The organism is Streptomyces sp. NPDC094147 (assembly GCF_044764265.1).
Taxonomy (GTDB): domain Bacteria; phylum Actinomycetota; class Actinomycetes; order Streptomycetales; family Streptomycetaceae; genus Streptomyces.
Map to the genome: position 1 here is coordinate 32,117 of NZ_JBIWHT010000037.1, position 23,924 is coordinate 56,040.

General features: G+C 72.0%; 23 protein-coding genes and 1 pseudogene. 14 read left to right on the forward strand and 10 right to left on the reverse strand.

Going from position 1 to position 23,924, the window contains the following annotated elements:
* Nucleotides 1–62: 62 nt before the first annotated feature.
* Genes ACIQ8J_RS31955 through paaA form a run of 5 tightly spaced genes read right to left on the reverse strand, consistent with a single transcriptional unit; the run spans nt 63 to nt 3,590 of the window.
* Nucleotides 63–1,112: a 2Fe-2S iron-sulfur cluster-binding protein gene (locus ACIQ8J_RS31955; RefSeq protein ID WP_403276324.1), complete on the reverse strand. Its 1,050-nt coding sequence runs from the start codon at nt 1,110–1,112 to the stop codon at nt 63–65.
* Nucleotides 1,113–1,616, reverse strand: coding sequence for a 1,2-phenylacetyl-CoA epoxidase subunit PaaD (gene paaD, locus ACIQ8J_RS31960; protein WP_403276325.1), 504 nt, complete (start codon nt 1,614–1,616; stop codon nt 1,113–1,115). It abuts the gene before it with no gap.
* Complete coding sequence (gene paaC / locus ACIQ8J_RS31965) at nt 1,610–2,329, reverse strand: 1,2-phenylacetyl-CoA epoxidase subunit PaaC (protein WP_403276326.1); 720 nt, start codon at nt 2,327–2,329, stop codon at nt 1,610–1,612. Before paaC ends, paaD begins: the two co-directional genes overlap by 7 nt.
* Nucleotides 2,326–2,613: a 1,2-phenylacetyl-CoA epoxidase subunit PaaB gene (gene paaB / locus ACIQ8J_RS31970; protein WP_399048926.1), complete on the reverse strand. Its 288-nt coding sequence runs from the start codon at nt 2,611–2,613 to the stop codon at nt 2,326–2,328. The genes paaC and paaB overlap by 4 nt, the downstream gene beginning before the upstream one ends.
* Nucleotides 2,610–3,590 (reverse strand): 1,2-phenylacetyl-CoA epoxidase subunit PaaA, encoded by a 981-nt coding sequence (gene paaA, locus ACIQ8J_RS31975; RefSeq protein WP_403276327.1) that lies wholly within the window; start codon nt 3,588–3,590, stop codon nt 2,610–2,612. Before paaA ends, paaB begins: the two co-directional genes overlap by 4 nt.
* 186 nt (nt 3,591–3,776) lie before the next feature.
* Between paaA and ACIQ8J_RS31980 the strand changes: the two genes are divergently transcribed.
* The 3 genes from ACIQ8J_RS31980 to ACIQ8J_RS31990 all read left to right on the forward strand — a co-directional run bounded on the left by ACIQ8J_RS31980 (nt 3,777) and on the right by ACIQ8J_RS31990 (nt 6,573).
* On the forward strand, nt 3,777–4,553 hold the full coding sequence (locus ACIQ8J_RS31980) for a DUF5819 family protein (RefSeq protein WP_403276328.1): 777 nt from the start codon (nt 3,777–3,779) through the stop codon (nt 4,551–4,553).
* A 116-nt stretch (nt 4,554–4,669) separates the two neighbouring features.
* Nucleotides 4,670–5,890: an HTTM domain-containing protein gene (locus tag ACIQ8J_RS31985; protein WP_403276362.1), complete on the forward strand. Its 1,221-nt coding sequence runs from the start codon at nt 4,670–4,672 to the stop codon at nt 5,888–5,890.
* Nucleotides 5,887–6,573: a TrmH family RNA methyltransferase gene (locus ACIQ8J_RS31990; protein ID WP_403276329.1), complete on the forward strand. Its 687-nt coding sequence runs from the start codon at nt 5,887–5,889 to the stop codon at nt 6,571–6,573. Before ACIQ8J_RS31985 ends, ACIQ8J_RS31990 begins: the two co-directional genes overlap by 4 nt.
* A 24-nt stretch (nt 6,574–6,597) precedes the next feature.
* Here the strand turns inward: ACIQ8J_RS31990 and paaN are convergent, their stop codons facing one another.
* Nucleotides 6,598–8,262, reverse strand: a complete 1,665-nt coding sequence (gene paaN, locus ACIQ8J_RS31995; protein WP_403276330.1) for a phenylacetic acid degradation protein PaaN — start codon at nt 8,260–8,262, stop codon at nt 6,598–6,600.
* Nucleotides 8,263–8,460: 198 nt separating this feature from the next.
* Between paaN and ACIQ8J_RS32000 the strand changes: the two genes are divergently transcribed.
* Genes ACIQ8J_RS32000 through ACIQ8J_RS32010 form a run of 3 tightly spaced genes read left to right on the forward strand, consistent with a single transcriptional unit; the run spans nt 8,461 to nt 11,475 of the window.
* Nucleotides 8,461–10,023, forward strand: coding sequence for a 3-hydroxyacyl-CoA dehydrogenase (locus ACIQ8J_RS32000; RefSeq protein ID WP_403276331.1), 1,563 nt, complete (start codon nt 8,461–8,463; stop codon nt 10,021–10,023).
* On the forward strand, nt 10,020–10,613 hold the full coding sequence (locus ACIQ8J_RS32005; RefSeq protein ID WP_403276334.1) for a TetR/AcrR family transcriptional regulator: 594 nt from the start codon (nt 10,020–10,022) through the stop codon (nt 10,611–10,613). Before ACIQ8J_RS32000 ends, ACIQ8J_RS32005 begins: the two co-directional genes overlap by 4 nt.
* A gap of 49 nt (nt 10,614–10,662) precedes the next feature.
* The gene (locus ACIQ8J_RS32010; RefSeq protein WP_403276336.1) at nt 10,663–11,475 is read left to right on the forward strand and encodes an alpha/beta hydrolase family protein; all 813 of its coding nucleotides are present in this window, start codon (nt 10,663–10,665) and stop codon (nt 11,473–11,475) included.
* Between the two features lie 3 nt (nt 11,476–11,478).
* Here the strand turns inward: ACIQ8J_RS32010 and ACIQ8J_RS32015 are convergent, their stop codons facing one another.
* Nucleotides 11,479–11,967 carry an Lrp/AsnC family transcriptional regulator gene (locus ACIQ8J_RS32015; protein ID WP_403276337.1) on the reverse strand — a complete coding sequence of 163 codons (489 nt, stop codon included), beginning with the start codon at nt 11,965–11,967 and terminating at the stop codon, nt 11,479–11,481.
* A 180-nt stretch (nt 11,968–12,147) separates the two neighbouring features.
* On the opposite strand from ACIQ8J_RS32015, the gene pdhA reads away from it, so the two are divergent.
* From pdhA to ACIQ8J_RS32050, 7 genes are all read left to right on the forward strand, one after another.
* Nucleotides 12,148–13,272, forward strand: a complete 1,125-nt coding sequence (gene pdhA, locus ACIQ8J_RS32020; protein ID WP_403276338.1) for a pyruvate dehydrogenase (acetyl-transferring) E1 component subunit alpha — start codon at nt 12,148–12,150, stop codon at nt 13,270–13,272.
* The gene (locus ACIQ8J_RS32025; RefSeq protein ID WP_403276339.1) at nt 13,272–14,279 is read left to right on the forward strand and encodes an alpha-ketoacid dehydrogenase subunit beta; all 1,008 of its coding nucleotides are present in this window, start codon (nt 13,272–13,274) and stop codon (nt 14,277–14,279) included. The genes pdhA and ACIQ8J_RS32025 overlap by 1 nt, the downstream gene beginning before the upstream one ends.
* Nucleotides 14,279–15,574, forward strand: a complete 1,296-nt coding sequence (locus ACIQ8J_RS32030) for a dihydrolipoamide acetyltransferase family protein (protein WP_403276341.1) — start codon at nt 14,279–14,281, stop codon at nt 15,572–15,574. The genes ACIQ8J_RS32025 and ACIQ8J_RS32030 overlap by 1 nt, the downstream gene beginning before the upstream one ends.
* A 69-nt stretch (nt 15,575–15,643) precedes the next feature.
* Nucleotides 15,644–16,507, forward strand: a complete 864-nt coding sequence (locus ACIQ8J_RS32035; RefSeq protein ID WP_403276343.1) for an NTP transferase domain-containing protein — start codon at nt 15,644–15,646, stop codon at nt 16,505–16,507.
* Nucleotides 16,504–17,865: a molybdopterin molybdotransferase MoeA gene (locus ACIQ8J_RS32040; protein ID WP_403276347.1), complete on the forward strand. Its 1,362-nt coding sequence runs from the start codon at nt 16,504–16,506 to the stop codon at nt 17,863–17,865. The genes ACIQ8J_RS32035 and ACIQ8J_RS32040 overlap by 4 nt, the downstream gene beginning before the upstream one ends.
* Nucleotides 17,866–17,958: 93 nt before the next feature.
* Nucleotides 17,959–19,047, forward strand: a complete 1,089-nt coding sequence (locus tag ACIQ8J_RS32045; RefSeq protein ID WP_403276350.1) for a potassium channel family protein — start codon at nt 17,959–17,961, stop codon at nt 19,045–19,047.
* 10 nt (nt 19,048–19,057) lie between these two features.
* A complete protein-coding gene (locus ACIQ8J_RS32050; RefSeq protein WP_403276352.1) occupies nt 19,058–20,038 on the forward strand; it encodes an NAD(P)H-quinone oxidoreductase in 981 nt (326 codons plus the stop codon).
* Nucleotides 20,039–20,146: 108 nt separating this feature from the next.
* Here the strand turns inward: ACIQ8J_RS32050 and ACIQ8J_RS32055 are convergent, their stop codons facing one another.
* From ACIQ8J_RS32055 to ACIQ8J_RS32065, 3 genes are all read right to left on the reverse strand, one after another.
* Nucleotides 20,147–20,686, reverse strand: a complete 540-nt coding sequence (locus tag ACIQ8J_RS32055; RefSeq protein ID WP_403276354.1) for a bacterial proteasome activator family protein — start codon at nt 20,684–20,686, stop codon at nt 20,147–20,149.
* Between the two features lie 136 nt (nt 20,687–20,822).
* A complete protein-coding gene (locus ACIQ8J_RS32060) occupies nt 20,823–21,410 on the reverse strand; it encodes a hypothetical protein (RefSeq protein WP_403276356.1) in 588 nt (195 codons plus the stop codon).
* A 196-nt stretch (nt 21,411–21,606) separates the two neighbouring features.
* A complete protein-coding gene (locus ACIQ8J_RS32065; protein ID WP_403276358.1) occupies nt 21,607–23,265 on the reverse strand; it encodes a protein kinase in 1,659 nt (552 codons plus the stop codon).
* 324 nt (nt 23,266–23,589) lie between these two features.
* Between ACIQ8J_RS32065 and ACIQ8J_RS32070 the strand changes: the two are divergent.
* Nucleotides 23,590–23,924, forward strand: a pseudogene (locus ACIQ8J_RS32070) (serine/threonine protein kinase); the annotation flags it as partial.

The window sequence follows — 23,924 nt, forward strand, 5'->3', positions numbered from 1 at the left end:
CCCCCGACCGGGCGCCCGCGCGACCGCACCCGCCCATGCCCCCGGCCCGACTTCGCGGGATCTCACCGGTCGAAGTCCAGCTCCACCTCCCTGGTCGCGGGGTGCGACTGGCAGGCCAGCACATAGCCCGCTTCGGTCTCCTCCGGCTCCAGCGCGAAATTGCGGTCCATCCGCACCTCGCCCCTGACCAGGAACGCCCTGCACGTCCCACACACGCCGCCCTTGCAGGCGTACGGGGCGTCCGCGCGGGCCCGCAGGACCGTTTCCAGCAGGGACTCGCCCTCCTTCACCGGCCAGTTGCCCGACCGGCCGTCCAGGGTGGCGGTCAGCGTGGCGTGCGCGGGGGCGGCCGCGGCGGCCGGCGCCGGTGCCTCGTCCACGTGGAAGATCTCCTGGTGGATCCGGTTGCGCTGGACCCCGAGCCCGCGCAGCGCCCGCTCGGCGCCCTGGACCAGACCGAAGGGGCCGCACAGCAGCCAGCCGTCGATGTCCGCCACCGGCAGCAGCGCGGGCAGCAGCCCGGTCAACCGCTCCCGGTCGAGCCGGCCCGAGGGCAGCCCCGACTGCTGTTCCTCCCGGGACAGTACGGTGATCAGCTGGAAGCGGCCGGGGTAGCGGTCCTTCAGGTCGGCCGTCTCTTCGAGGAACATCGTCGACGCGGCGCTGCGGTCGCTGCGTATCAGGCAGAACTGCGCCTCGGGCTCGCGGGCGAGCAGCGTCGCCGCCATCGACAGGACGGGGGTGATGCCGCTGCCTCCGACGATCGCCGCGAAGTGTCCCGGGCGCGGGGCCAGGACGAACCGGCCCATCGGCTCCATGACCTCGACGGTGTCGCCGACGGCCAGCTCCTTGAAGGCGTACGTCGAGAACGCGCCGCCCTCCACGAGCCGGATGCCGACGCGCAGCACGGGCTCGGCCGGCGCTTCCACGGCGGGCGCGCAGATCGAGTACGTACGGCGGATCTCCTCGCCCCCCACGGTGCGGCGCAGGGCGAGATGCTGGCCGGGGAGGTGGCGGAAGGTCTCGCGGAGCTCGGGCGGCACGGCGAAGGTGACGGCCACCGAGTCGTCCGTGAGCTCCTCGACCTCGCTGACCCGGAGCGGATGGAACATCTACAACTCCTTGAAGTGGTCGAACGGTTCACGGCACGACACGCAGCGGCGCAGTGCCTTGCACGCGGTGGAGGAGAAGCGGCTGAGCAGCTCGGTGTCGGTGGATCCGCAGTGCGGGCAGCGCACCGACAGGGTGAGCGCGACGGGGCCATCGGCGGTGTGCGGCCGTGGGGGAGCTATGCCGAACTCGGCGAGTTTGCGGCGTCCTTCCGCGCTGATGTCGTCGGTCGACCAGGCGGGGGACAGCACCCGTACGACCGAGACCTCGGGGATTCCGTGGTCGTGCAGCACGCGCTCGATGTCCGAGGACATCGCTTCGACGGCGGGGCAGCCGGTGTAGGTGGGCGTGAGCTCGACCCGCACCCGGCCGGGTCCTTCGAGGTGCAGTCCGCGCAGTACGCCGAGTTCCTCAAGGGTCAGCACCGGCAGCTCGGGGTCGGGGACGGAGCCCGCGAGGCGCCGCAGCTCGGTCTCCAGGGTGGTGGGGGACGTGTCGGTCACCATGACGCCCCCGGGTGGCTGCGGTGCAGGTGCTGCATTTCGGCGAGCATCCGCCCGAACGGTTCGGTGTGCAGGCCCTGCCGTCCGGCGCCGGCCGTCCAGGCTCCGGTGCGCGGGCCTTCGGGGACGGGGAGCGTCGCGCGGCTCAGGACGGAGGTGACAGACCGCGTCCAATTTTCTTCGAGGGCGGCCCAGTCGAGGTCGAGGCCGGGCACCGGCTGGAACATTTCGCCGGTGAAGCGCCACAGTGCCTCGCAGGCCCGCCGCATCCGGCGGTGGCTCTCCTCGGTGCCGTCGCCGAGCCGCAGCGTCCACTGCTCGGCGTGGTCGCGGTGGTAGGCGACCTCCTTGACCGCCTTGGCCGCGAGAGGCTTGAACTCGCCTTCCGCTGCCGCCAGTTCGCCGTACAGCAGGTGCTGGTACGTCGAGAAGTACAGCTGGCGGACGATGGTGTGGGCGAAGTCGCCGTTGGGCTGCTCGACCAGCTGGAGGTTGCGGAAGGACCGCTCCTCGCGGAGGTAGGCCAGCTCGTCCTCGTCGCCGACCTCGGAGAGCAGCACCCGGGCCTGTCCGAGCAGGTCCAGGGCGATGTTCGCCAGGGCGACCTCCTCTTCGAGGACGGGGGCGTGGCCCGCCCACTCGCCCAGCCGGTGCGAGAGCACCAGGGCGTCGTCGCCGAGGGCGAGGGCGGCGTCCGCCGAGACGATGGCCGTCACAGGTGCTTCACCCCTTCCGGGATCTCGTAGAACGTCGGGTGGCGGTAGGGCTTGTCGGCGGCCGGGTCGAAGAACGAGTCCTTCTCGTCCGGCGAGGACGCGGTGATGGCGGTGGACGGCACCACCCAGATCGAGATGCCCTCCGACCTGCGGGTGTAGAGGTCGCGGGCGTTGCGCAGCGCCATCTCGGCGTCCGGCGCGTGCAGGCTTCCCGCGTGGGTGTGGGACAGCCCGCGGCGCGAGCGCACGAACACCTCCCAGAGCGGCCAGTCGTGCGTGCTCATGCCGTTGCCTCTCCGTTCGGGTGCTGCTTCGTGGCGTGGGCGGCGGCCGCTTCCCGGACCCAGGCGCCCTCTTCGTGGGCGCGGCGCCGCTGGCTGATCCGCTGCTCGTTGCAGGGGCCGTTGCCCTTGAGGACCTCCCAGAACTCCGTCCAGTCGATCGCGCCGAAGTCGTGGTGGCCGCGCTCCTCGTTCCAGCGCAGCTCCGGGTCGGGCAGCGTGAGGCCCAGCGCCTCGGACTGGCCGGCCGCTATGTCCACGAAGCGCTGGCGCAGCTCGTCGTTGGAGTGGCGCTTGATCTTCCAGGCCATCGACTGCGCGGAGTGCGCCGAGGTGTCGTCGGGCGGGCCGAACATCATCAGTGACGGCCACCACCAGCGGTTCACCGCGTCCTGCGCCATCGCGTGCTGCTCGGGTGTCCCCCTGGACAGGGTGAGCAGCAGCTCGTACCCCTGCCGCTGGTGGAAGGACTCCTCCTTGCAGATGCGGACCATCGCGCGGGCGTACGGGCCGTAGGAGCAGCGGCACAGGGGGACCTGGTTGGTGATCGCCGCGCCGTCCACGAGCCAGCCGATCGCGCCGACGTCGGCCCAGGTCAGGGTGGGGTAGTTGAAGATCGACGAGTACTTCTGGCGGCCCGAGTGCAGCTTGTCGAGCAGTTCCTCGCGGCCGGTGCCGAGTGTTTCGGCCGCGCTGTACAGATACAGCCCGTGGCCCGCCTCGTCCTGGACCTTCGCCATCAGGATCGCCTTGCGGCGCAGGGACGGGGCGCGGGTGATCCAGTTGGCCTCCGGCTGCATGCCGATGATCTCGGAATGGGCGTGCTGTGCCATCTGGCGGACCAGCGAGGAGCGGTACTCCTCGGGCATCCAGTCGCGTGGCTCGATCCGCTCGTCCGCGGCGACGGCCGCGTCGAACGCCGCCCGGTACGGCTCGTCCGTCCCTGTGGCTGCCGTGGCTGTCGCGGTCACTCCGGTCATTCCGGCCCCCTGCCTAGCTGCTGTGCGGGTATCCACCTACCGACCGATCGTTCGGTTCAATGACTTCAATGGTGGGTCGACGGCCCGTAGGGTGTCAACCCTGTGGATAACTCAGTGGGTGCCGATCGGGGCGGGATGGATTCGTACAAGGACGGGACCAGAGCCGGGGGCAGGGCCGACGGAGCGGTGTCTGCGCAGGTCCAGGCCGGTGCTGCCGGATCGGGCGAGTCCGCCGATGAGGGCCACGGCGACCCGGCGGGCCGGAGCCCGGCGGCCGGAACAGGCCCCGGGACCGATTCCTCCCGCGGCATCGCCGGGCTGCCCCTGCGGTTCCAGGTCGTGGCCGCCGTCGCGCTGGCCTGCATCGCAGTGATCGCCTGCGTCCAGATCGGGATGGTGTTCCTGCACGTCGCGCCGTCCAACACGGTCAGCAAGCAGTACGGCAAGGCCGTCGACGACTGGGTGTACCCCGAGTTCGAGCAGAACTGGAAGCTCTTCGCGCCCAATCCGCTCCAGCAGAACATCGCCGTGCAGGCGCGCGCCGAGATCCGGCTGCCGAGCGGGCAGACCAGGACGACCGACTGGATCGACTTCTCGGCCCAGGACGGCGCCGGGATCCACCACAACCCGCTGCCCAGCCACACCCAGCAGAACGAACTGCGCCGCGGCTGGGACTTCTTCGTCGGTTCGCACGGCGACGACAACAAGCCGAACGGCCTGCGCGGCGAGCTCTCCGAGCAGTACCTGCGCCGCATCGTGATGCTCCGGCTCGGCGCGCACCGCGACGGCGGCACCGTCGACCGGATCCAGGTCAGGTCCATGACCACGCCGGTCAAGGGCCCCTCGTGGAGCGAGGAGAAGATCGACACCCAGCCCTCCTACCGGGTCGTGCCGTGGTGGACGGTGACCCCGGCCGACCTGCCCCAGGGCGCCGGTGACGCACGTACGGAGGCGAAGCGGTGAGCACGCACGACCACGGCGGCCCGGCCGCCCCGCCCACGAGCGCGCACGATCACGGCGGCCCGGCAGTCCCGCGCCCCGCCGAGCAGCACCCCGGGGACGGGGCATCGGCCGGTGCCCTGCCCGGCGCCCCCGAGCAGCCCCCGGCGCCCGGTCCCGCCACCGCCACCGAGAGCCGGGCCGCGCGAGCCCTGCGCATCGTTTCGGCCGCGGCCCTCGGCCCGTACCAGAGCGCGGTCGTGCGGATCGGGTTCGCCGGGACCTGGTTGCTCTTCCTGCTGCGCGAGCTGCCCCACCGCCAAGAGCTGTACGGTCCCGACGGGCCCTGGAGCTGGGACCTCGGCAGCAGGCTGGTGGCGGGCAACCACGCCTTCACCTCGCTGCTGTGGTCCAGCAGCGCCCTGTGGTTCGAGATCGTGTACGCGTTGGCCGTGGTGTCCAGCGCGCTCCTGATGCTCGGCTGGCGCACCCGCACCGTGTCCGTCGTCTTCATGATCGGTGTGCTGTCTCTGCAGAATCGCTCCGTCTTCGTCGGGGACGGCGGTGACAACGTCATCCACCTGATGGCGATCTATCTGGTCTTCACGCGGTGTGCCCAGGTCTGGTCGCTCGATGCGCGGCGCGCCGCGCGCGGAACGGCCAGGGACCGGGTCGGCCCCGGGCTGTGGGCGGTGTGCGGCCTCGCGCTGCTCGCCGGCACCTGGCGCACGTCCGGTTCGGGGGTGTCCGGCGGCGGTGAGTGGTGGCTGTGGGTCGTCTTCTGGGGCATGTGGGCCGTGCAGGGGCTGTGGTGGGCGGCGGGCAGGTTCGCGGCCGCCGAGTCGCGGGCGCTGCTCGACGTGCTCGGCAACCTGGTTCACAACGCGGCCATGGTCGTGATCATGGCGGAGGTCTGCCTGATCTACGCGACCGCCGGCTGGTACAAGATCCAGGGCAGCCGCTGGCAGGACGGCACCGCGCTGTTCTACCCGCTGAAGCTGGACTACTTCTCGCCGTGGCCCGAAGTCTCCTCCCTGCTGGGCGCGAGCGGGGTGATCGTGATGCTGCTCACTTATGGAACGGTCATGGTGCAGGTGGCGTTCCCGTTCACGCTCTTCAATCGGCGGGTCAAGAACGTGCTGCTCGTGGCGATGATGCTGGAGCACGCCGGGATCGCCGTCCTGCTCGGCCTGCCGTTCTTCTCGCTGGCGATGATCGCCGCGGACTCCGTGTTCCTGCCGACGTCCTTCCTGCGCAGGGTGGGCGCCCTGGCGAGCCGGTGGTGGCAGTCCGCGCGGCTGCCCGAGCGGAGCCGGCAGCGGGCCGAGGAGACCGAGCGGCCACGTACGCTCGTGGGGTGAGCAGCACCGAACAGCCGGCCCCGGCCGAGGACGCCCCGGCCGGCGACCCCATTCAGTACGACGAAGGCTTCGGCCCGGCCGAGGTCGGGGTGGGCCCGCATCCGCTGCCCTGGCCCGAGGGGGAGCGGTACGACCCGGAGCTGCTCGCGCACGGCGACCGGCGCAATGTCGTCGACCCCTACCGCTACTGGACGCGCGAGGCGATCGTCGCCGAGCTCGACACCCGGCGGCACGACTTCCATGTGGCCGTCGAGAACTGGGGCCACGACTTCAACATCGGCTCCGTGGTGCGTACCGCCAACGCGTTCCTGGCGAAGGAGATCCACATCGTCGGGCGGCGGCGCTGGAACCGGCGCGGGGCGATGGTCACGGACCGCTACCAGCATGTGCGCCACCACCCGGACACCGAGTCGCTGACCGCGTGGGCGGCGGCCGAGGGCGTGCCGATCATCGGGATCGACAACCTGCCCGGCGCGGTGCCGCTGGAGCGGACCGAGCTGCCGCGGCGGTGTGTGCTGCTCTTCGGCCAGGAGGGCCCCGGGCTCACCGAGGAGGCCCGCAAGCACACCCAACTGGTGTGCTCCATCGCGCAGTTCGGATCCACGCGCTCGATCAACGCGGGGGCCGCGGCCGCCATCGCGATGCACGCCTGGGTGCAGAGGCACGCCGTCGTCCCGGACTGACGCGCCCCCGCTCCCCCTGCGCCCTCAGGCCTGCCTGCGGACCTCCACCACCCGGAACCTGTTCGCCACGAACGCCCCGTCGCACAGGGCCGCGTTGGCCGCCGGGTTGCCGCCCGAGCCGTGGAAGTCGGAGAAGGCGGCCGTCTGGTTGACGTACACCCCGCCCGTCAGGTTCAGCGACAGCTGGGCCGACTCGTCCAGGCAGACGTCCTCCACCGCGCGCTCCACCTCCGGTGAGGTGGTGTACGCGCCCACCGTCATCGCGCCCTTGTCGCGGATGGTGCGGCGCAGCAGCTCGACCGCGTCCGACGTGGAGTCGACGGCGACCGCGAAGGACACCGGGCCGAAGCACTCCGACAGGTAGACGGCCTCCGCGTCGGGCTTCGCGCCGTCCAGCTTGACGATCACCGGGGTGCGCACCACCGCGCCCGGGAACTCGGGGTTGGTCACCTCCCTTGAGGGCAGCGCCACTTCGCCGAGGCCGGGGGCCGCGTCCAGGCGGGCCTTCACGTCCGGGTTGACCAGCGCGCCGAGCAGCGCGTTGGCGCGGGCGTCGTCGCCGAGGAGGCCGCCGACCGCGCCCGCGAGGTCGCCGACCACCTCGTCGTAGGACTTCTTGCCCGCGTCGGTGGTGATGCCGTCGCGGGGGATCAGCAGGTTCTGCGGGGTGGTGCACATCTGGCCGCTGTACAGGGACAGCGAGAAGGACAGGTTGGCGAGCATGCCCTTGTAGTTGTCGGTGGAGTCGACGACCACCGTGTTGACGCCGGCCTTCTCCGTGTAGACCTGCGCCTGGCGGGCGTTGGCCTCCAGCCAGTCGCCGAACGCGGACGAACCCGTGTAGTCGATGATCTTGACCTCGGGCCGGACGGCGAGGGTCTTGGCGATGCCCTCGCCGGGCCGCTCGGCGGCCAGCGCCACCAGGTTGGGGTCGAAGCCCGCCTCGGCGAGCACCTCGCGCGCCGCCTTCACCGTCAGCGCCAGCGGCAGGACCGCGCGCGGATGCGGCTTGACCAGGACCGGGTTCCCGGTGGCCAGCGAGGCGAACAGGCCCGGGTAGCCGTTCCACGTCGGGAAGGTGTTGCAGCCGATGAGCAGGGCGATGCCGCGCCCGGCCGGCGTGAACGTCTTGGTGAGCTCCAGCGGCTCGCGCTTGCCCTGCGGCTTGGACCAGGCGGCGCCGCCCTGCGGCGTGCGGGTCTGCTCCTGGTAGGCGTACGCGACGGCTTCCAGGCCGCGGTCCTGGGCGTGCGGCCCGCCCGCCTGGAACGCCATCATGAAGGCCTGGCCGCTGGTGTGCATGACCGCGTGCGCGAACTCGTGCGTCCGCGCGCCGATCCGGGCCAGGATCTCGATGCAGACCAGGGCCCGCGTCTCGGGTCCGGCGGCCCGCCAGTCGGCCATGCCGGCCCGCATCGCGGGCAGCAGCACGTCGATGTCCGGGTGCGGGTACTGGATGCCCAACTCGATGCCGTAGGGCGAGACTTCGGCGCCCGTCCAGTCGTCGGTGCCCGGCTGGTCGAGGTCGAAGCGCCGGTTCAGGAGCGCGTCGAAGGCCGCCTTGCCGTCCTCGGCGCCCGTCTCCCCGTAGGCCTTGGGGTGCTCCGGGTGCGGCGACCAGTACGCACGCGTGCGGATCGCTTCCAGGGCCCCGTCCAGGGTGGGCCTGTGCTTCTCGGTCAGCTGCATGCGAGCAACTCCTCGTCGAGTCATCGAGCTGGGCAGGGAGAGCCGGACACAGTTAGAGTAACCGAACGATCGGTCGGGACAAGAGGGTCAGGGAAACCTGTGGACAACTACCGGCCACACCCGCCACGGACCCGGTGGGCAGCCCCCTGGAGGGGGCCCGTCGGGCCCGTGGGCAAGCCGTAGGGGAGGATCGCGTCCATGACCGAAACCGCCAGCGCCCCAGCCATCGCGCCGAGCCGTACCGTCGCCGTCGTCGGCACCGGAACCATGGGCCAGGGCATCGCCCAGGTGGCCCTGGTCGCCGGGCACCGCGTGAGGCTCCACGACGCCGTGCCGGGCCGCGCGCGCGAGGCCGCCGACGCCATCGCCGGGCGGCTGGGCCGACTGGTCGACAAGGGCCGCATGGCCGTCGCGGACCGCGATGCGGCGCTCGCCCGGCTGCACCCCGCCGAGGAGCTCGCCGAGCTGGCCGACGCCGCGCTCGTCGTCGAGGCGGTCCTGGAACAACTCCCCGTCAAACAAGAGCTGTTCACCGCCCTGGAGGACGTGGTCGGCGAGGACTGCCTGCTCGCCACCAACACCTCCTCGCTGTCCGTCACCGCGATCGCCGGCGCGCTCAGGCACCCCGGCCGCTTCGTCGGCCTGCACTTCTTCAACCCGGCGCCGCTGCTCCCCCTGGTCGAGGTCGTCAGCGGCTTCGCCACCGAGGCGGCGGCCGCGACCAGGGCGTACGAGACGGCGAAGGCCTGGGGCAAGACGCCCGTGCGCTGCACGGACACCCCCGGCTTCATCGTCAACCGCATCGCCCGGCCCTTCTACGCCGAGGCCTTCGCGGTGTACGAGGAGCGCGGCGCGGACGCGGCCACCATCGACGCGGTGCTGCGCGAGTGCGGCGGGTTCCGGATGGGCCCGTTCGAGCTCACCGACCTCATCGGGCAGGACGTGAACGAGGCGGTGACGCGCTCGGTGTGGGAATCCTTCTTCCACAGCCCCAAGTTCACGCCGTCACTGGCCCAGCGCCGTCTGGTCGAATCGGGGCTGCACGGGCGCAAGAGCGGGCGCGGCTGGTACACCTACGAAGCGTCCGGCGCGGTCGGCGCGTCCGGCGCGTCCTCAAAGGATGTCGCGCGCGGTGAGCCGCACACCGCGCCGCCCGCCGAGGCGCCGGCGGCCGTCACCGTCGTCGGTGACCTCGGCCCGGCCCGCGACCTGGTCGCGATGATGACCGAGGCCGGCATCGACGTGAAGACCGTCAACGACGGCGGCCCCTACATCGAGCTTCCGGGGGATGGACAGCTCGTCCCGGCCGACGGCAAGACGTCCGTCGAGTTCGCGGATGTCGTCTACTTCGACCTCGCCCTCGACTACCGGGGTGCCACCCGGATCGCGCTGTCCGCGAGCGAGGACACCTCCGAGCGCGCGGTTGCCGAGGCCGTCGGCCTGTTCCAGAAGCTCGGCAAGGAGGTCAGCGTCATCGGCGACGTACCGGGGATGATCGTCGCCCGTACCGTCGCGATGCTCGCCGATCTCGCCGCCGACGCCGTCGCCAAGGGCGTCGCCTCGCCCGAGGACATCGACACCGCGATGCGGCTCGGGGTCAACTACCCGTTGGGGCCGGTCGAATGGAACCGGCGGCTCGGCCCGGACTGGGCGTACGACCTGCTCACCGCGCTGCACGAGCGCTGCCCCACCGGCCGCTACGCGCCCTCGCTTGCGCTCTACCGGCAGGCGTACGCCGCCGACGCGGAGACGGGCTCATGACAACCGCCAAGCGGGACACCTACACGCCCGAGACGCTTCTCACGGTCGCCGTCCGGGTCTTCAATGAGCGCGGCTACGACGGCACGTCGATGGAGCACCTCTCCAAGGCGGCCGGGATCTCCAAGTCGTCGATCTACCACCATGTCGCCGGCAAGGAGGAGCTGCTGCGGCGGGCCGTGAGCCGCGCCATCGACGGCCTCTTCGGCGTCCTGGACGAGCCGGGCGCGCTGCGCGGCCGACCGATCGAGCGAGTCGAGTACGTCACTCGTCGTACGGTCGAAGTGCTGATGGCGGAACTTCCCTACGTCACGCTGCTGCTGCGCGTCCGCGGAAACACCAAGACGGAACGCTGGGCGATGGAGCGGCGCAGGGAGTTCGACCAGCGGGTGTCCGATCTGCTCAAGGCGGCCGTGGCGGACGGCGATCTCCGGGCCGACCTGGACATTCGCCTGGCGACCCGGCTGCTGTTCGGCATGGTCAACTCCCTTGTGGAGTGGTACCGGCCGCAGCGCGAGGGGGAGGCGGACGGCGACCAGGTGGCCGACACAGTGGTCCGCATGGCGTTCGAGGGGTTGCGTACCGGCCCGTGAGTTGCGGCGCCGTTGACTGAGGCACCGAAGCGGATCAACATCCACGGTCATGGCTGCCTCGCTAACTCCTGCGCCCGTCGTGTCCGTCTGTGCCGCGGTACTGCTCGCGGGGCTGACGCTGGCCGGGTGCAGTGGTGAGGGCGGCAGAAACGATGCGGCGGGCAAGTCGCCCGATGCCGGAGCGGCGGTCAGGAAGGCCGAGGCGGGGCCGGCCGGGCAGGCCCCGCCGGTCAAGGGCGACACCTTCGGCTGTCTGACCCCCGAGCAGGCGGCGTCGGGGTCCATCGTCTTCAAGAGCTCCAGCGGAGCGGCCACTGGCGGTTTTCTGACTGGAAGTGGCAACACCGGGATCGTTCTTGCGCATCAGGCGGACGGAAATGTCTGTCAGTGGAAGGACAAGGCCGTCGAGCTCGGCAAGACGGGCTTCCGGGTGCTCGCCGTCAACAGCACGACCGGCGACGAAGTGGCCGAGATCGAGGGCGCCGCGAGCCTGCTGCGCGCCGAGGGCGCCTGGAAGCTGCTCCTCATGGGCGCGTCCAGGGGCGGCGCCGCCACCCTCCAGGCGGCCGCCCGCATCCCGCTGGAGCCGGACGCGGTGGTCGCGCTGTCCGCCCCCGCCAAGGACGGCTCCCTCGACGCGCTGGGTGCGGCCCCGGCCCTCGCCGCGCCGGTGCTCTACGTGGCCGGTGAGCGGGACGGCGCGGCCGGCCCGGCCGCCAGGGAGCTGAGCCGGGCGAGCGCCAGGGCGGTGGAGAACCGACTCGACTTCGTGCAGGGCTCCGACCGGCACGGCGTGGGCCTGCTCGCCGACCCCGACACCTGGCAGACCGTCCTCGGCTTCCTCAGGAAGTACTGCACCTGACCCTCACGACGGGTCCAGATCGGTCTCCTCGAACACCAGCAGCGTCCGCGTCGACAGGACCTCGGGGATGGACTGGATCCGGGTGAGGACGAGCTCGCGCAGCGCCCTGTTGTCGGGTGTGTGCACCAGGAGCAGCACGTCGAAGTCCCCGCTCACCAGGGCGATATGAGCCGCCCCCGGCAGCTCCTGGAGCTGCTCGCGGACCGTGCGCCACGAGTTCTGCACGATCTTGAGCGTGATGTACGCGGCCGCGCCCTGACCGGCCCTTTCGTGGTCCACGCGGGCGGCGAAACCACGGATCACGCTGTCCTCGACGAGCCGGTTGATACGCGCGTACGCATTGGCGCGCGAGACGTGCACCCGCTCGGCCACGGCGCGTATCGACGCCCTGCCGTCCGTCTGCAGGATGCGCAGGATCGAGTGGTCGATCTCGTCCAGCGGGCGCGGCGGTGCGGGCCGAGCGCCACCGGTGGCCATTTGTTCAGCTGCCATGTCCCCCCGCCTTCCTGTTGTGGACGACCTGTTCCCATCCCAGGCTGTGGAGAACCGTTTGTCCACAGGCTGAAGGCGCCTGTAGCCAAAATGCGTCCACGACCGAACAATCGGTAGGTGAGGGGCGTCACATTCACGCCTCGCGTATGGATGTCCGCTCCCACAAGGAGGTGCATTGGCATGACGGTCCAAGAGCTCCCCGGTGCCGCCGCATACCGGCCGACCCCTCCGCCCGCCTGGCGGCCCCGCACCGACCCCGCGCCGCTCCTCCCGGACCCCGAGCCCTTCCGGGTCCTGGGCACCGGCGCCGAGCTCGACCGCGCGCTGATGCTGAAGCTGTACGCGGAGCTGGTGCGCGGCCGCCGCTACAACGCGCAGGCGACCGCCCTCACCAAGCAGGGCCGCCTGGCCGTGTACCCGTCCTCGACCGGCCAGGAGGCCTGCGAGGTCGCCGCCGCGCTCGCCCTGGAGGAGCGCGACTGGCTCTTCCCCAGCTACCGCGACACCCTGGCCGCCGTCGCCCGGGGCCTGGACCCCGTACAGGCGCTGACGCTGCTGCGCGGCGACTGGCACACCGGCTACGACCCGCGCGAGCACCGCATCGCACCGCTGTGCACGCCGCTGGCCACCCAGCTGCCGCACGCGGTGGGCCTGGCGCACGCGGCCCGCCTCAAGGGCGACGACGTGGTGGCGCTCGCCCTGGTCGGCGACGGAGGCACCAGCGAGGGCGACTTCCACGAGGCGCTGAACTTCGCGGCCGTCTGGCAGGCCCCGGTGGTCTTCCTGGTCCAGAACAACGGCTTCGCGATCTCCGTACCGCTCGCCAAGCAGACCGCCGCGCCCTCCCTCGCCCACAAGGCCGTGGGGTACGGGATGCCGGGCCGGCTGGTCGACGGCAACGACGCGCCCGCCGTGCACCAAGTGCTCGCCGAGGCCGTCGGGCGGGCCCGGCGCGGCGGCGGACCGACCCTGATCGAGGCCGTGACGTACCGCATGGAGGCGCACACCAACGCCGACGACGCGACCCGCTACCGGGGCTCCGCCGAGGTCGACGCCTGGCGCGACCACGACCCGATCCGGCTCCTGGAGGACGAGCTGACCGCCCGCGGCATCCTCGACGAGAACGGCATACGGGCCGCCGCCGAGGCCGCCGAGACCATGGCCGCGGCGCTGCGCGAGCGGATGAACGCCGACCCCGTCCTCGACCCCATGGACCTCTTCGCCGAGGTCTACGCCGAGCAGAGCGGCCAACTGCGCGAGCAGGCCGCCCAGTTGCGCGCCGAGCTGGAAGCCGAGGCCCGGTGATGACCACCGCCACCGACAAGAAGCCCGCCACCATGGCGCAGGCCCTGCAGCGCGCGATGCGCGACGCCATGGCCGAGGACCCGTCCGTGCACGTCCTCGGAGAGGACGTCGGCACGCTCGGCGGCGTCTTCCGGGTCACCGACGGGCTCGCCAAGGAGTTCGGCGAGGACCGCTGCACCGACACCCCGCTCGCCGAGGCCGGCATCCTGGGCACGGCCGTCGGCATGGCGATGTACGGGTTGCGGCCGGTGGTCGAGATGCAGTTCGACGCCTTCGCCTACCCGGCGTTCGAGCAGCTCATCAGCCATGTCTCCAAGATGCGCAACCGCACCCGCGGGGCGATGCCGATGCCGATCGTGGTGCGGGTGCCCTACGGCGGCGGGATCGGCGGCGTCGAGCACCACAGCGACTCCAGCGAGGCCTACTACATGGCGACGCCCGGCCTCAAGGTCGTCACCCCGGCCACCGTCGAGGACGCGTACGGGCTGCTCAGGGCCGCGATCGCATCCGACGACCCGGTCGTCTTCCTGGAGCCGAAGCGGCTGTACTGGTCGAAGTCCGACTGGTCGCCCGAGGCGCCGGCGGCCGTCGAGCCCCTGGGCACCGCGGTAGTGCGGCGCACCGGCCACAGCGCCACGCTCATCACCTACGGGCCCTCGCTTCCGGTGTGCATGGAGGCGGCCGAGGCGGCCCGCGAGGAGGGCTGGGACCTCGAAGTCGTGGATCTGCGCTCGCTGGTTCCCTTCGACGACGAGACGGTGTGCGCATCGGTGCGCCGCACCGGGCGGGCCGTGGTCGTCCACGAGTCGGCCGGTTTCGGCGGCCCCGGCGGCGAGATCGCGGCGCGCATCACCGAACGCTGCTTCCACCACCTGGAGGCGCCTGTGCTGCGGGTGGCCGGCTTCGACATCCCGTACCCGCCGCCGATGCTGGAGAAGCACCATCTGCCCGGTGTGGACCGGGTGCTGGACGCGGTGGCGCGGTTGCAGTGGGAGGCGGAGCACTGATGCCGAAGGTCCTGGAGTTCAAGCTGCCCGACCTCGGCGAGGGCCTCACCGAGGCGGAGATCGTGCGCTGGCTCGTCTCGGTGGGCGATGTGGTCGCCGTGGACCAGCCGGTGGTCGAGGTGGAGACGGCCAAGGCGATGGTCGAGGTGCCCTGCCCCTACGGGGGCGTGGTGACCGCCCGCTTCGGCGAGGAAGGCACGGAACTGCCCGTCGGCGCACCGCTGTTGACCGTCGCGGTCGGTGCCCCGGACGCCGTGGAGGAGGCCGAGTCCGCCGAGGGCTCGGGCAATGTCCTGGTCGGCTACGGGACGGGCGGGGCCACCACCCGACGCCGCTCCCGGGTCAGGCCGGTGACTCCGGCCGCGCCGACCGCTCCCGCTAAGGCGGCGGGCCCCGTCGCCGCGCCCGCGCCCCCGCCCGCCCAAGCAGTAGGTCCCGTGCCCGTCATCTCGCCGCTCGTCCGCAGGCTGGCCCGTGAACACGGCCTGGACCTGCGGGAGTTGCGGGGTACGGGGCCCGAGGGTCTGATCCTGCGCGCCGACGTGGAATCGGCGATGACGGCACCCGCCGAGGCCCCCGCGGCTCCCGCCGCCGTCCCGGCGTCCGCCGGTGAGCGGATCGCGCTGCGGGGCATCCGGGGCGCGGTCGCCGACAAGCTCAGTCGCAGCCGCACCGAAATCCCCGACGCCACCTGCTGGGTGGACGCCGACGCCACGGAACTGATGGCGGCGCGCGCCGCCATGAACGCCGCGGGCGGCCCCAAGGTGTCCGTCCTGGCACTCCTCGCCCGCATCTGCACGGCGGCCCTCGCCCGCTTCCCCGAGCTCAACTCCACGGTGGATCTCGCGGCCCGCGAGATCGTGCGGCTGCCCGAGGTGCACCTGGGCTTCGCGGCCCAGACCGAGCGCGGTCTGGTCGTGCCGGTGGTCCGCGACGCCCACACCCGCAACGTCGACTCGCTGGGCGCCGAGCTCGCCCGGCTCACCGAGGCGGCCCGCACCGCGACCCTGACCCCGGCCGAGCTGACCGGCGGCACCTTCACCCTCAACAACTACGGGGTGTTCGGCGTCGACGGCTCCACGCCGATCATCAACCACCCCGAGGCGGCGATGCTGGGCGTCGGCCGCATCATCCCCAAGCCGTGGGTGTACGAGGGTGAGCTCGCGGTGCGCCAGGTGGTCCAGCTCTCGCTCACCTTCGACCACCGGGTGTGCGACGGCGGCACCGCGGGCGGCTTCCTGCGCCACGTCGCCGACTGCGTGGAACATCCGGCGGTGCTGCTGCGCACCCTGTGACGAACGCCCCTGCCGACTCGGGACGTTCGCGGGGGTAACGGTGATCGTCCGGCGGCCCATACTCGGGGGATGACCGCGTATGACGCCGTAGTACTCGCCGGAGGCGCCGCCAGGAGACTCGGCGGCGCCGACAAACCCGGGCTCAGCGTGGGCGGCCGGGCACTGCTCGACCGGGTGCTCACCGCCTGCGCCGGTGCCGCCACCACCGTGGTGGTGGGCGGGCGCCGGGCCACCGCGCGGCCCGTGGTGTGGGCCCGGGAGGAACCGGCCGGCGGCGGACCGCTGGCCGCGCTGGCCGCCGGGGTGCGGCTCACGACGGCCGGGAGCGTGCTCGTGCTCTCGGCCGATCTGCCGTTCCTCACGGCACCGACCGTCGACGCGCTCCTCGACGCGCTGGCGCGCACCGGCCACGACGGCGTGCTCTGCACCGACGCCGACGGCCGCGACCAGCCGCTGGTCGCCGTCTACCGCGCCGAACCGCTCCGCCGCGAGCTGGCGCTGCTCGCCACCGAGCACGGCTCGCTCGCCGGACTGCCGCTGCGGCTGCTCACCGCGGAACTCGACCTCGCCCGCATCGCCGCGGACCCGCTCGCCTCGTTCGACTGCGACACCTGGGAGGACCTCGCCGCCGCTCGCGCCCGGATCAGGGAGCATGGAAGCGTGCTGGACGAATGGATCACCGCAGTCAAGGACGAACTCGGCATCGAGCTGGACGTCGACACCGGCGTGCTGCTCGACCTGGCCAGGGACGCCGCCCACGGCGTCGCCCGGCCCGCCGCGCCGCTCACCACCTTCCTCGTCGGCTACGCGGCCGCGAAGGCGGGCGGCGAGGGCAAGGACGTGGCCGACGCGGCCCGCAGGGCCGCCGCGCTCGCCAACCGCTGGGCGGCCGAGGCCGAGGCCTCCGACGGCCCGAAGAACGACGCCGGATGACCGCCTCCGGCCCGGCCGCGGACGACGGATCCGACGAGGCCCTCGCCCTGCTGCGCGAAGCCCGCCTCCCGGCGGCCGCCGACGGGGAGTCCGCAAAGGACGACGGGGATCGCGCTCGGGCCACGACCCCCGAGGCCCGTCCCGCGCCCCGCCGCCGCGCCGCCGCCTGGGCCGATGCCCGTGCCGTGGCCGCGCGGGCCGGCCGCACCGCGCCGGTCCGGGCCCACCGGGTGCCGCTGGATCAGGCCCTGGGCGAGGTCCTCACCGAAGCGCTCACCGCGCTCACCGACCTGCCGTCCTTCGACACCTCCGCGATGGACGGCTGGGCCGTCGCCGGGCCCGGCCCGTGGGCGCTGCGGGGCGGCGGCATCCTCGCCGGCCACGCCGCGCCCGCCGCCCTCGCCGACGGCGAAGCCGTACGCATCGCCACCGGGGCCCGTATCCCGGCCGGGGCGACCGCGGTGATCCGCAGCGAGCACGCCCGCACCGACGCGGCCCACACGCAGCTCCAGGCCGACCGCGTGGTGCTGCACGGCCAGGACATCCGCCCGCGCGGCCAGGAGTGCCGCTCCGGTGATGTGCTGCTGCCCGCCACCGCGCTGGTCACCCCGGCTGTGCTCGGCCTGGCCGCCGCCGCCGGATACGACGAGCTGGCCACCGTCCCGCGACCCCGCGTCGAGATCCTCGTCCTCGGCGACGAACTGCTCACGCAGGGTCTCCCCCACGACGGGCTGATCCGGGACGCGCTCGGCCCGATGCTCGGGTTCTGGCTGCGGGCGCTCGGCGCGGAGGTCGTCGGGACCCGGCGGCTGAAGGACGACGCGGGGGCGCTGCTCCGTGCCGTCACCGGCTCCTCGGCCGACCTCGTGATCACGACGGGCGGCACGGCGGCCGGACCCGTCGACCACGTCCACCCCGTGCTGCACAAAGCCGGTGCGGAGCTCTTGGTCGACGGGGTCGACGTGCGGCCGGGGCACCCCATGCTGCTGGCGCAGATCGGAGTGGGAAAGCACCTGGTCGGACTGCCCGGCAATCCGCTCGCCGCGGTGTCCGGACTGCTCACCCTCGCCGAGCCGCTGCTGCGTGAACTCGCGCACCGGGCAAGCCCGGTGGCGTACACCGCGCCGCTGCGCAACGAGGTGCAGGGGCATCCGCACGACACCCGGCTCGTCCCGGTGGTGCACCGGTCCGAACGCGTCGTGCCGCTGCACTACAACGGGCCCGCGATGCTGCGCGGGATCGCGGCCGCCGACGGGCTGGCGGTGGTGCCGCCCGGCGGGGCACGGGCGGGCGAGGAGGTCGAGATCCTCGATCTGCCGTGGGCTCAATCGGGCTCGGGTGAAGGGTGTTTCACGTGAAACGTCCCGCCCTGATCCCCAACTCCTGCGTCTGGGCCGGGTGTTTCACGTGAAACACCCGGCCCAGGTACTCAACTCCCGTGTACGGGAAGGATGTTTCACGTGAAACTGCCCGGCCATGATGCGATGGCGCGGCAGGCAGGCGAGAACCTGATCACCCGGCGGGTGCAACTGCCCCGCCGGGTCGTCGACCGGCCGCTGCGCCAGGTCGCCAAGCGGCTCCTCATGGCACTCGCCGTGCTGATACTGACGACCTTCATCGTCTGGATCGACCGCGAGGGCTACCACGACAACGCCAATGGCAGGGTCGACTTCCTCGACGCCGCCTACTACGCCACCGTCACGCTCTCCACGACGGGCTACGGCGACATCGTCCCGTACAGCGACAGCGCACGGCTCACCAACATCCTGCTGGTCACCCCGCTGCGCGTGCTGTTCCTGATCATCCTCGTCGGAACCACGCTCGAAGTCCTCACCGAACGGACCCGCGAGGAGTGGCGGCTCAACCGCTGGAAGGCTCAATTGCGAGACCACACTGTCGTCGTCGGCTTCGGGACGAAGGGGCGCTCAGCGATCCAGACCCTCTGCGCGACGGGCCTGAAGAAGGACCACGTCGTGGTGGTCGACCCGAGCGCGAAGGTGATCGAGACCGCCACCGCGGAGGGTTTCGTCGGGGTCATCGGCGACGCCACCCGCAGCGATGTGCTGCTGCGGGCCGAGCTCCAAAAGGCCCGCCAGATCGTCATCGCCACCCAACGCGACGACACCGCGGTCCTGGTCGCGCTGACGGCCCGCCAGCTCAACCGGGGCGCGAAGATCGTCGCCGCGGTGCGGGAGGAGGAGAACGCGCCGCTGCTGCGCCAGTCCGGCGCGGACGCCGTCATCACCAGCGCCAGCGCGGCCGGCCGGCTGCTCGGCCTGTCCGTGCTCAGCCCGAGTGCGGGCACCGTGATGGAGGACCTGATCCAGCAGGGCAGCGGGCTCGACATGGTCGAGCGGCCCGTGAAGAAGAGCGAGGTCGGGCGCGGGGTACGGGAGACCGAGGATCTGGTGGTGAGCGTGCTGCGCGGCCACCGGCTGCTGCCGTACCACGACGCCAAGGCGAGCCCGCTCCAGCTGACGGACCGGCTGATCACGATCGTACGAGCCGGTGGCGCGCCCCCGGAGGGTCAGCCGGAGTAGCGTCGGACGCATGTATGCGATCACGATTCCTGAGCCGGGCGGTCCCGAGGCGCTGGTCTGGGCCGAGGTCCCCGATCCGGTACCGGGCGAGGGCGAGGTCCTCGTCGAGGTGGCCGCCGCCGCCGTCAACCGTGCCGATGTGCTCCAGCGGCAGGGCTTCTACAACCCGCCGCCTGGGGCGTCCCCGTATCCGGGCCTGGAATGTTCCGGGCGGATCACCGCGCTGGGTCCCGGGGTGTCGGGGTGGAGCGTCGGCGACGAGGTGTGCGCGCTGCTCAGCGGCGGCGGCTATGCCGAGAAGGTGGCGGTACCGGCCGGGCAACTGCTGCCCGTGCCCGAGGGAGTGGAGCTGACCGCCGCGGCGGCCCTGCCCGAGGTCGTCTGCACCGTGTGGTCCAACGTGTTCATGGTGTCGCATCTGCGCCCCGGCGAGACGCTCCTGGTGCACGGCGGGGCGAGCGGGATCGGCACGATGGCGATCCAGCTCGGCAAGGCCATCGGCGCCCGGGTCGTGGTGACGGCGGGCGGTCCGGACAAGCTGGCGCGCTGCGCCGAACTGGGCGCGGACATCCTGATCGACTACCGCGAACAGGACTTCGTGGACGAGGTGATGAAGGCCACGGACGGCGCGGGTGCCGATGTCATCCTCGACATCATGGGAGCGAAGTACCTGGAGCGGAACGTGCGGGCGCTCGCCGTCAACGGCAGGCTCGCGGTGATCGGCCTCCAGGGCGGCGCCAAGGGCGAACTGAACCTGGGCGAGCTGCTCGTCAAGCGGGCCGCGGTCACCGCGACCTCGCTGCGGGGCCGGCCCGCGGCGGAGAAGGCCGCGATCGTGGCGGCCGTGCGTGAGCACGTGTGGCCGCTGATCTCCGCCGGCCGGGTGCGGCCCGTGGTGGACCGGACGGTACCGCTGGCGGACGCAGCCGAGGGCCACCGGGTGCTCGAAGCCTCCACGCACGTCGGGAAGGTCCTGCTCACGGCCGGGTGACACGCGAAGGGGGCGCCGGGAAGGCGCCCCCTCTGCGTGTTCCGTCCGACGGACGCCGCGTACGACGCGCAGCCTCCTACAACGGATCGCTCCGTACGACAGGCCGGGTTACAGGTACGGGCCCGAGCGGGCGCCCGCGTGCGGGCCGCCGTCCTCGTCGTCCTCGTGCGAGGCACCGGGCGGCAGTGCCCGGCGCATCTGCTCCAGCTGGGCGCGGGCCGCCATCTGCTGGGCGAACAGAGTCGTCTGGATCCCGTGGAAGAGGCCTTCGAGCCAGCCCACCAACTGCGCCTGAGCGATGCGGAGTTCGGCCTCGGAGGGGATCGCCTCGTCCGTGAACGGCAGGGAGAGCCGCTCCAGTTCCTCGACCAGTTCGGGAGCCAGACCGTCTTCCAACTCCTTCACGGAGGAGGCATGGATGTCCTTCAGGCGCACACGGCTCGCCTCGTCGAGAGGAGCCGCGCGGACTTCCTCAAGAAGCTGCTTGATCATGCTGCCGATCCGCATGACCTTCGCCGGCTGTTCGACCATCTCTGTCACCGGGACCTCGCGGGACTCGTCGTCTCCGCCGCCGATGGCCATACCGTCCTGGCCTACGACCAGGATGTGGGGGCTGTCCGGCGACTTTTCGTTCCTCGGCATCTCCATGCCGCCCATTCTCTCGCACACGTGCCTCACATCACGTTGTGCCCCCGGCAAGCGGTGATCCACCGCTCGTTGCACGACGATTCCGGCCCAACAGGCGATGTTTCACGTGAAACACCAGCAGGCCCGGCCCAGCCCTTTACGGCCGTCGGAGCCTCAGCCCCAGAAATCCGAGGCCAAGACCGGTCAGGGCGAGGCCCGCCCCGAGGGAGAGGACGTGGAAGCGCAGATCGGATCCGGTGGTGACGGTCTGGGTCGCCTGGTGGTGGTGCCCGTTCGGGGGGAGAGCCGCCCCGCTGGTGGGAGCAGGCGCCGCAGGTGTCGCAGGCGGTTCGGACGGCGAGGGCTCCGAGGGCTCCGGGGGTTCCGGGGGCTCGGGCACCGGGGCCTGCGGCGGCGTCTCCGGGACCGCCTCCTGCTGGGCCGGCCGGACCGCGTCGGGCAGTTCGGTATCGGGCGGGTAGGGAAGGAGGTCGTGCGATGGCGAGACCCTGCCCGGCCGGGTGCGGCCCTCGCCCGCCTTGCTGCCCGCGAGGCGCTGCTCCCCGGAGGCGACCGGCGGCGAAGGCTGCGCGCTGGGCGAGGAGTTCGGCGACCGTGAGGGAACGGCCGTCGTGGGCGGGCCGGGTGACGGGGTGCCGACCGCGACCGTGTACGGCAGGGGTGTCAGGAGCAGCGCTCCCGTCAGCGTCGCGGCGGCGGTGAGTGGCCGGAGCCCTGGAGTCATGGGAGGGGCCCCTTCCCGTACGGACCTGCGCGATCGCCTGGGCTGACCGAATCAGCGTCACACGGGGCGACTTGTGCGGCATCCCGGGAGGCTCCCGCGTGCGCCGAACGAGAGGCTCCCCCGGCCGAAGCCGTCCGCCTGCACGCAAGGCCCGGCACCAGGGGTGCCGGGCCTTGCGTGAGCGAGCGGTGCGCGGTTACTGGGCCGGTGCGTTGCCCGTCGAGGTCTGGAGCGAGAACTGCGCTTCCTTCTTGTCGACGTCCGTACCGGCCGCGGGGAACTGGGTGACGACCACGTCCTCGCCCCACTGGCCGTTGTCGACCTTCTCGACGTTGACCTTCCAACCCGCGGCCTGCAGGCAGGACTTCACCGACAGGATGTCCTTGTACGTGAAGTCCGGCGCCTGGACCTTGCCCGGGTCCAGCGTGGAGGTCTGCGGCGAGGTGCACTTCCCGGAGTCCATCGTGCGCGAGCGCTCCGGGGGCTTGTGGCCGGCGGCCGGCGCCGAACTGCTGGACTTGGCGTCGCCGCCGGAGCCGCCCGAGCTGTTGTTGTTCAGCATCAGCGCCGTGACCAGGCCGCCGACCGCGAGGAGGGCCACCGCGACCGAGCCCACGATCACCGGGGTGTTCCGCTTCGAACCGCCGGAGGCGGCCGGAGAGGTCTGGGCCGGGGAGATCGTGTACGGCGGCGGGGTCTGGGCCGCCATCGGCGCGGGCTGCTGCGCCTGCGGGTATCCGTAGGAGGGCTGCGGCTGCGGCTGCGGGGTCGGGGTCGCCGGCGTGGGCGTGGGCGTGGGCGGACCGTAGGGGCCCGCCTGGTACGGGGTCTGCACGTTGCCCTGGAGGCCGGGCGCGGCCTGCGAGTCGAGCGGCGGGAAGACCGTCGAGCCGACGCCCGCACCGCTGGAGAGCGGGGCGCCGCCGGTGATGACCGGGGCCGCCCCCATCTGGCCGGAGGAGGCGATCCGCAGGATCTCGTCGTGCATGGCCTGGGCGCTGGGGAAGCGCTCGTTCGGGTTCTTCTTCAGGGCGCGGGCGACCAGCGCGTCCATGGCCGGGGTGATCGACCGGTTGACCGCGGACGGCGCGACCGGCTCCTCCTGGACATGTGCGTACGCGATCGCCAGCGGCGAGTCCGCGTCGAAGGGGATGCGCCCGGTCAGCAGCTGGAAGAGCATGATGCCGACCGAGTACAGGTCGGAGCGGGCGTCCACGCCGCGGCCGAGCGCCTGCTCGGGCGACAGGTACTGGGGGGTGCCGACGACCATGCCGGTCTGGGTCATGGAGGTGACGCCGGACTGCATGGCGCGGGCGATGCCGAAGTCCATCACCTTGACCAGGCCGCGCTTGGTCATCATCACGTTGCCCGGCTTGATGTCCCGGTGGACCAGCCCCATCTCGTGGCTGACCTCAAGCGCGGCCAGCACGTCGGCGGTCACCTTGAGGGCCTTGTCGGCGGGCATCGCACCGTACTGCTGGATGTCCTTGTGCAGCGTCGAGCCGAGCGGCTCGCCCTCCACGTACTCCATGACGATGTACGGCATCACGCCGTCGCCGCCCGCGGCCGAGCCGCTGAACGTCACCGTGTCCTCGCCGGTGTCGAAGACCGAGACGATGTTGGTGTGCTGGAGCTTGGCGACGGCCTGCGCCTCGCGGCGGAACCGCTCGCGGAACGACTGTTCCCGGCCGAGCTCGGTGTGCAGTGTCTTGATGGCGACCAAGCGGTCCAGGGCGGAGTCGTACGCGAGGTACACCGACGCCATTCCGCCTTCGCCGAGGAGGTCGCGCAGCTGGTAGCGCCCGCCCGCGATGGAACCGCCCGCATAGCGGCCGTGTGCGCCGTCCTGGCTCATGACTGTGCATCCCCCTTGGCGCGGTGGCCAGTGCTGATCCTCGATTTTTCAGGCCAAGTCTGCCCGAGGGGTCGGTCACGTCAAGCCGAGTGCCCGTTCCGTGACCGTACGCACTGGAAGAGTCTCGCAAGCGTTACAGGAACGGCATCGAATGAGTACCCGATTTGCATGGGTACACGTGGAACCGATTGGATGGCCGGTCCATCCCGGACCGGCGCCCCGCGCGAACGCTGTAGCGTGCACTACTGCACAACCAGTGGAAGAGAACGACGGAAGACCGTAAGGAACGACCGCGGACGCGGCCAGATACGACGGCGAGGACTGATGGCACCCGAACCCGACGGAAACGGCGCCGGGATGGCCGATGCGCAGGACCACGAGTCGTGGGTCGGCGGACTTGTCGGCGACGGCCGCTACCGTCTCACCCACCGGCTGGGACGCGGCGGCATGGCGGAGGTGTTCGCCGCCGAGGACGTGCGCCTGGGCCGGACCGTCGCGGTGAAGCTGCTCCGCGCCGATCTCGCCGAGGACCCGGTGTCCAAGGCGCGCTTCACGCGTGAGGCACAGTCCGTGGCCGGACTCAACCACCACGCGGTGGTGGCGGTGTACGACTCCGGTGAGGATTACGTGGGCGGCCAGACCGTCCCGTACATCGTGAT

Excerpts from the sequence above, each read along its gene's own strand:
- ACIQ8J_RS32035 (WP_403276343.1), top strand. The coding sequence starts at position 15,644 with ATGACCGCGTATGACGCCGTAGTACTCGCCGGAGGCGCCGCCAGGAGA.
- paaA (WP_403276327.1), bottom strand. The coding sequence starts at position 3,590 with ATGACCGGAGTGACCGCGACAGCCACGGCAGCCACAGGGACGGACGAG.
- ACIQ8J_RS32040 (WP_403276347.1), top strand. The coding sequence starts at position 16,504 with ATGACCGCCTCCGGCCCGGCCGCGGACGACGGATCCGACGAGGCCCTC.
- ACIQ8J_RS32005 (WP_403276334.1), top strand. The coding sequence starts at position 10,020 with ATGACAACCGCCAAGCGGGACACCTACACGCCCGAGACGCTTCTCACG.
- paaB (WP_399048926.1), bottom strand. The coding sequence starts at position 2,613 with ATGAGCACGCACGACTGGCCGCTCTGGGAGGTGTTCGTGCGCTCGCGC.
- ACIQ8J_RS32065 (WP_403276358.1), bottom strand. The coding sequence starts at position 23,265 with ATGAGCCAGGACGGCGCACACGGCCGCTATGCGGGCGGTTCCATCGCG.
- ACIQ8J_RS32015 (WP_403276337.1), bottom strand. The coding sequence starts at position 11,967 with ATGGCAGCTGAACAAATGGCCACCGGTGGCGCTCGGCCCGCACCGCCG.
- ACIQ8J_RS32030 (WP_403276341.1), top strand. The coding sequence starts at position 14,279 with ATGCCGAAGGTCCTGGAGTTCAAGCTGCCCGACCTCGGCGAGGGCCTC.
- ACIQ8J_RS32050 (WP_403276352.1), top strand. The coding sequence starts at position 19,058 with ATGTATGCGATCACGATTCCTGAGCCGGGCGGTCCCGAGGCGCTGGTC.
- ACIQ8J_RS32045 (WP_403276350.1), top strand. The coding sequence starts at position 17,959 with ATGTTTCACGTGAAACTGCCCGGCCATGATGCGATGGCGCGGCAGGCA.
- paaD (WP_403276325.1), bottom strand. The coding sequence starts at position 1,616 with ATGGTGACCGACACGTCCCCCACCACCCTGGAGACCGAGCTGCGGCGC.
- pdhA (WP_403276338.1), top strand. The coding sequence starts at position 12,148 with ATGACGGTCCAAGAGCTCCCCGGTGCCGCCGCATACCGGCCGACCCCT.
- ACIQ8J_RS32010 (WP_403276336.1), top strand. The coding sequence starts at position 10,663 with ATGGCTGCCTCGCTAACTCCTGCGCCCGTCGTGTCCGTCTGTGCCGCG.
- ACIQ8J_RS32025 (WP_403276339.1), top strand. The coding sequence starts at position 13,272 with ATGACCACCGCCACCGACAAGAAGCCCGCCACCATGGCGCAGGCCCTG.
- ACIQ8J_RS32000 (WP_403276331.1), top strand. The coding sequence starts at position 8,461 with ATGACCGAAACCGCCAGCGCCCCAGCCATCGCGCCGAGCCGTACCGTC.
- ACIQ8J_RS32055 (WP_403276354.1), bottom strand. The coding sequence starts at position 20,686 with ATGGAGATGCCGAGGAACGAAAAGTCGCCGGACAGCCCCCACATCCTG.
- paaN (WP_403276330.1), bottom strand. The coding sequence starts at position 8,262 with ATGCAGCTGACCGAGAAGCACAGGCCCACCCTGGACGGGGCCCTGGAA.
- ACIQ8J_RS32060 (WP_403276356.1), bottom strand. The coding sequence starts at position 21,410 with ATGACTCCAGGGCTCCGGCCACTCACCGCCGCCGCGACGCTGACGGGA.
- ACIQ8J_RS31955 (WP_403276324.1), bottom strand. The coding sequence starts at position 1,112 with ATGTTCCATCCGCTCCGGGTCAGCGAGGTCGAGGAGCTCACGGACGAC.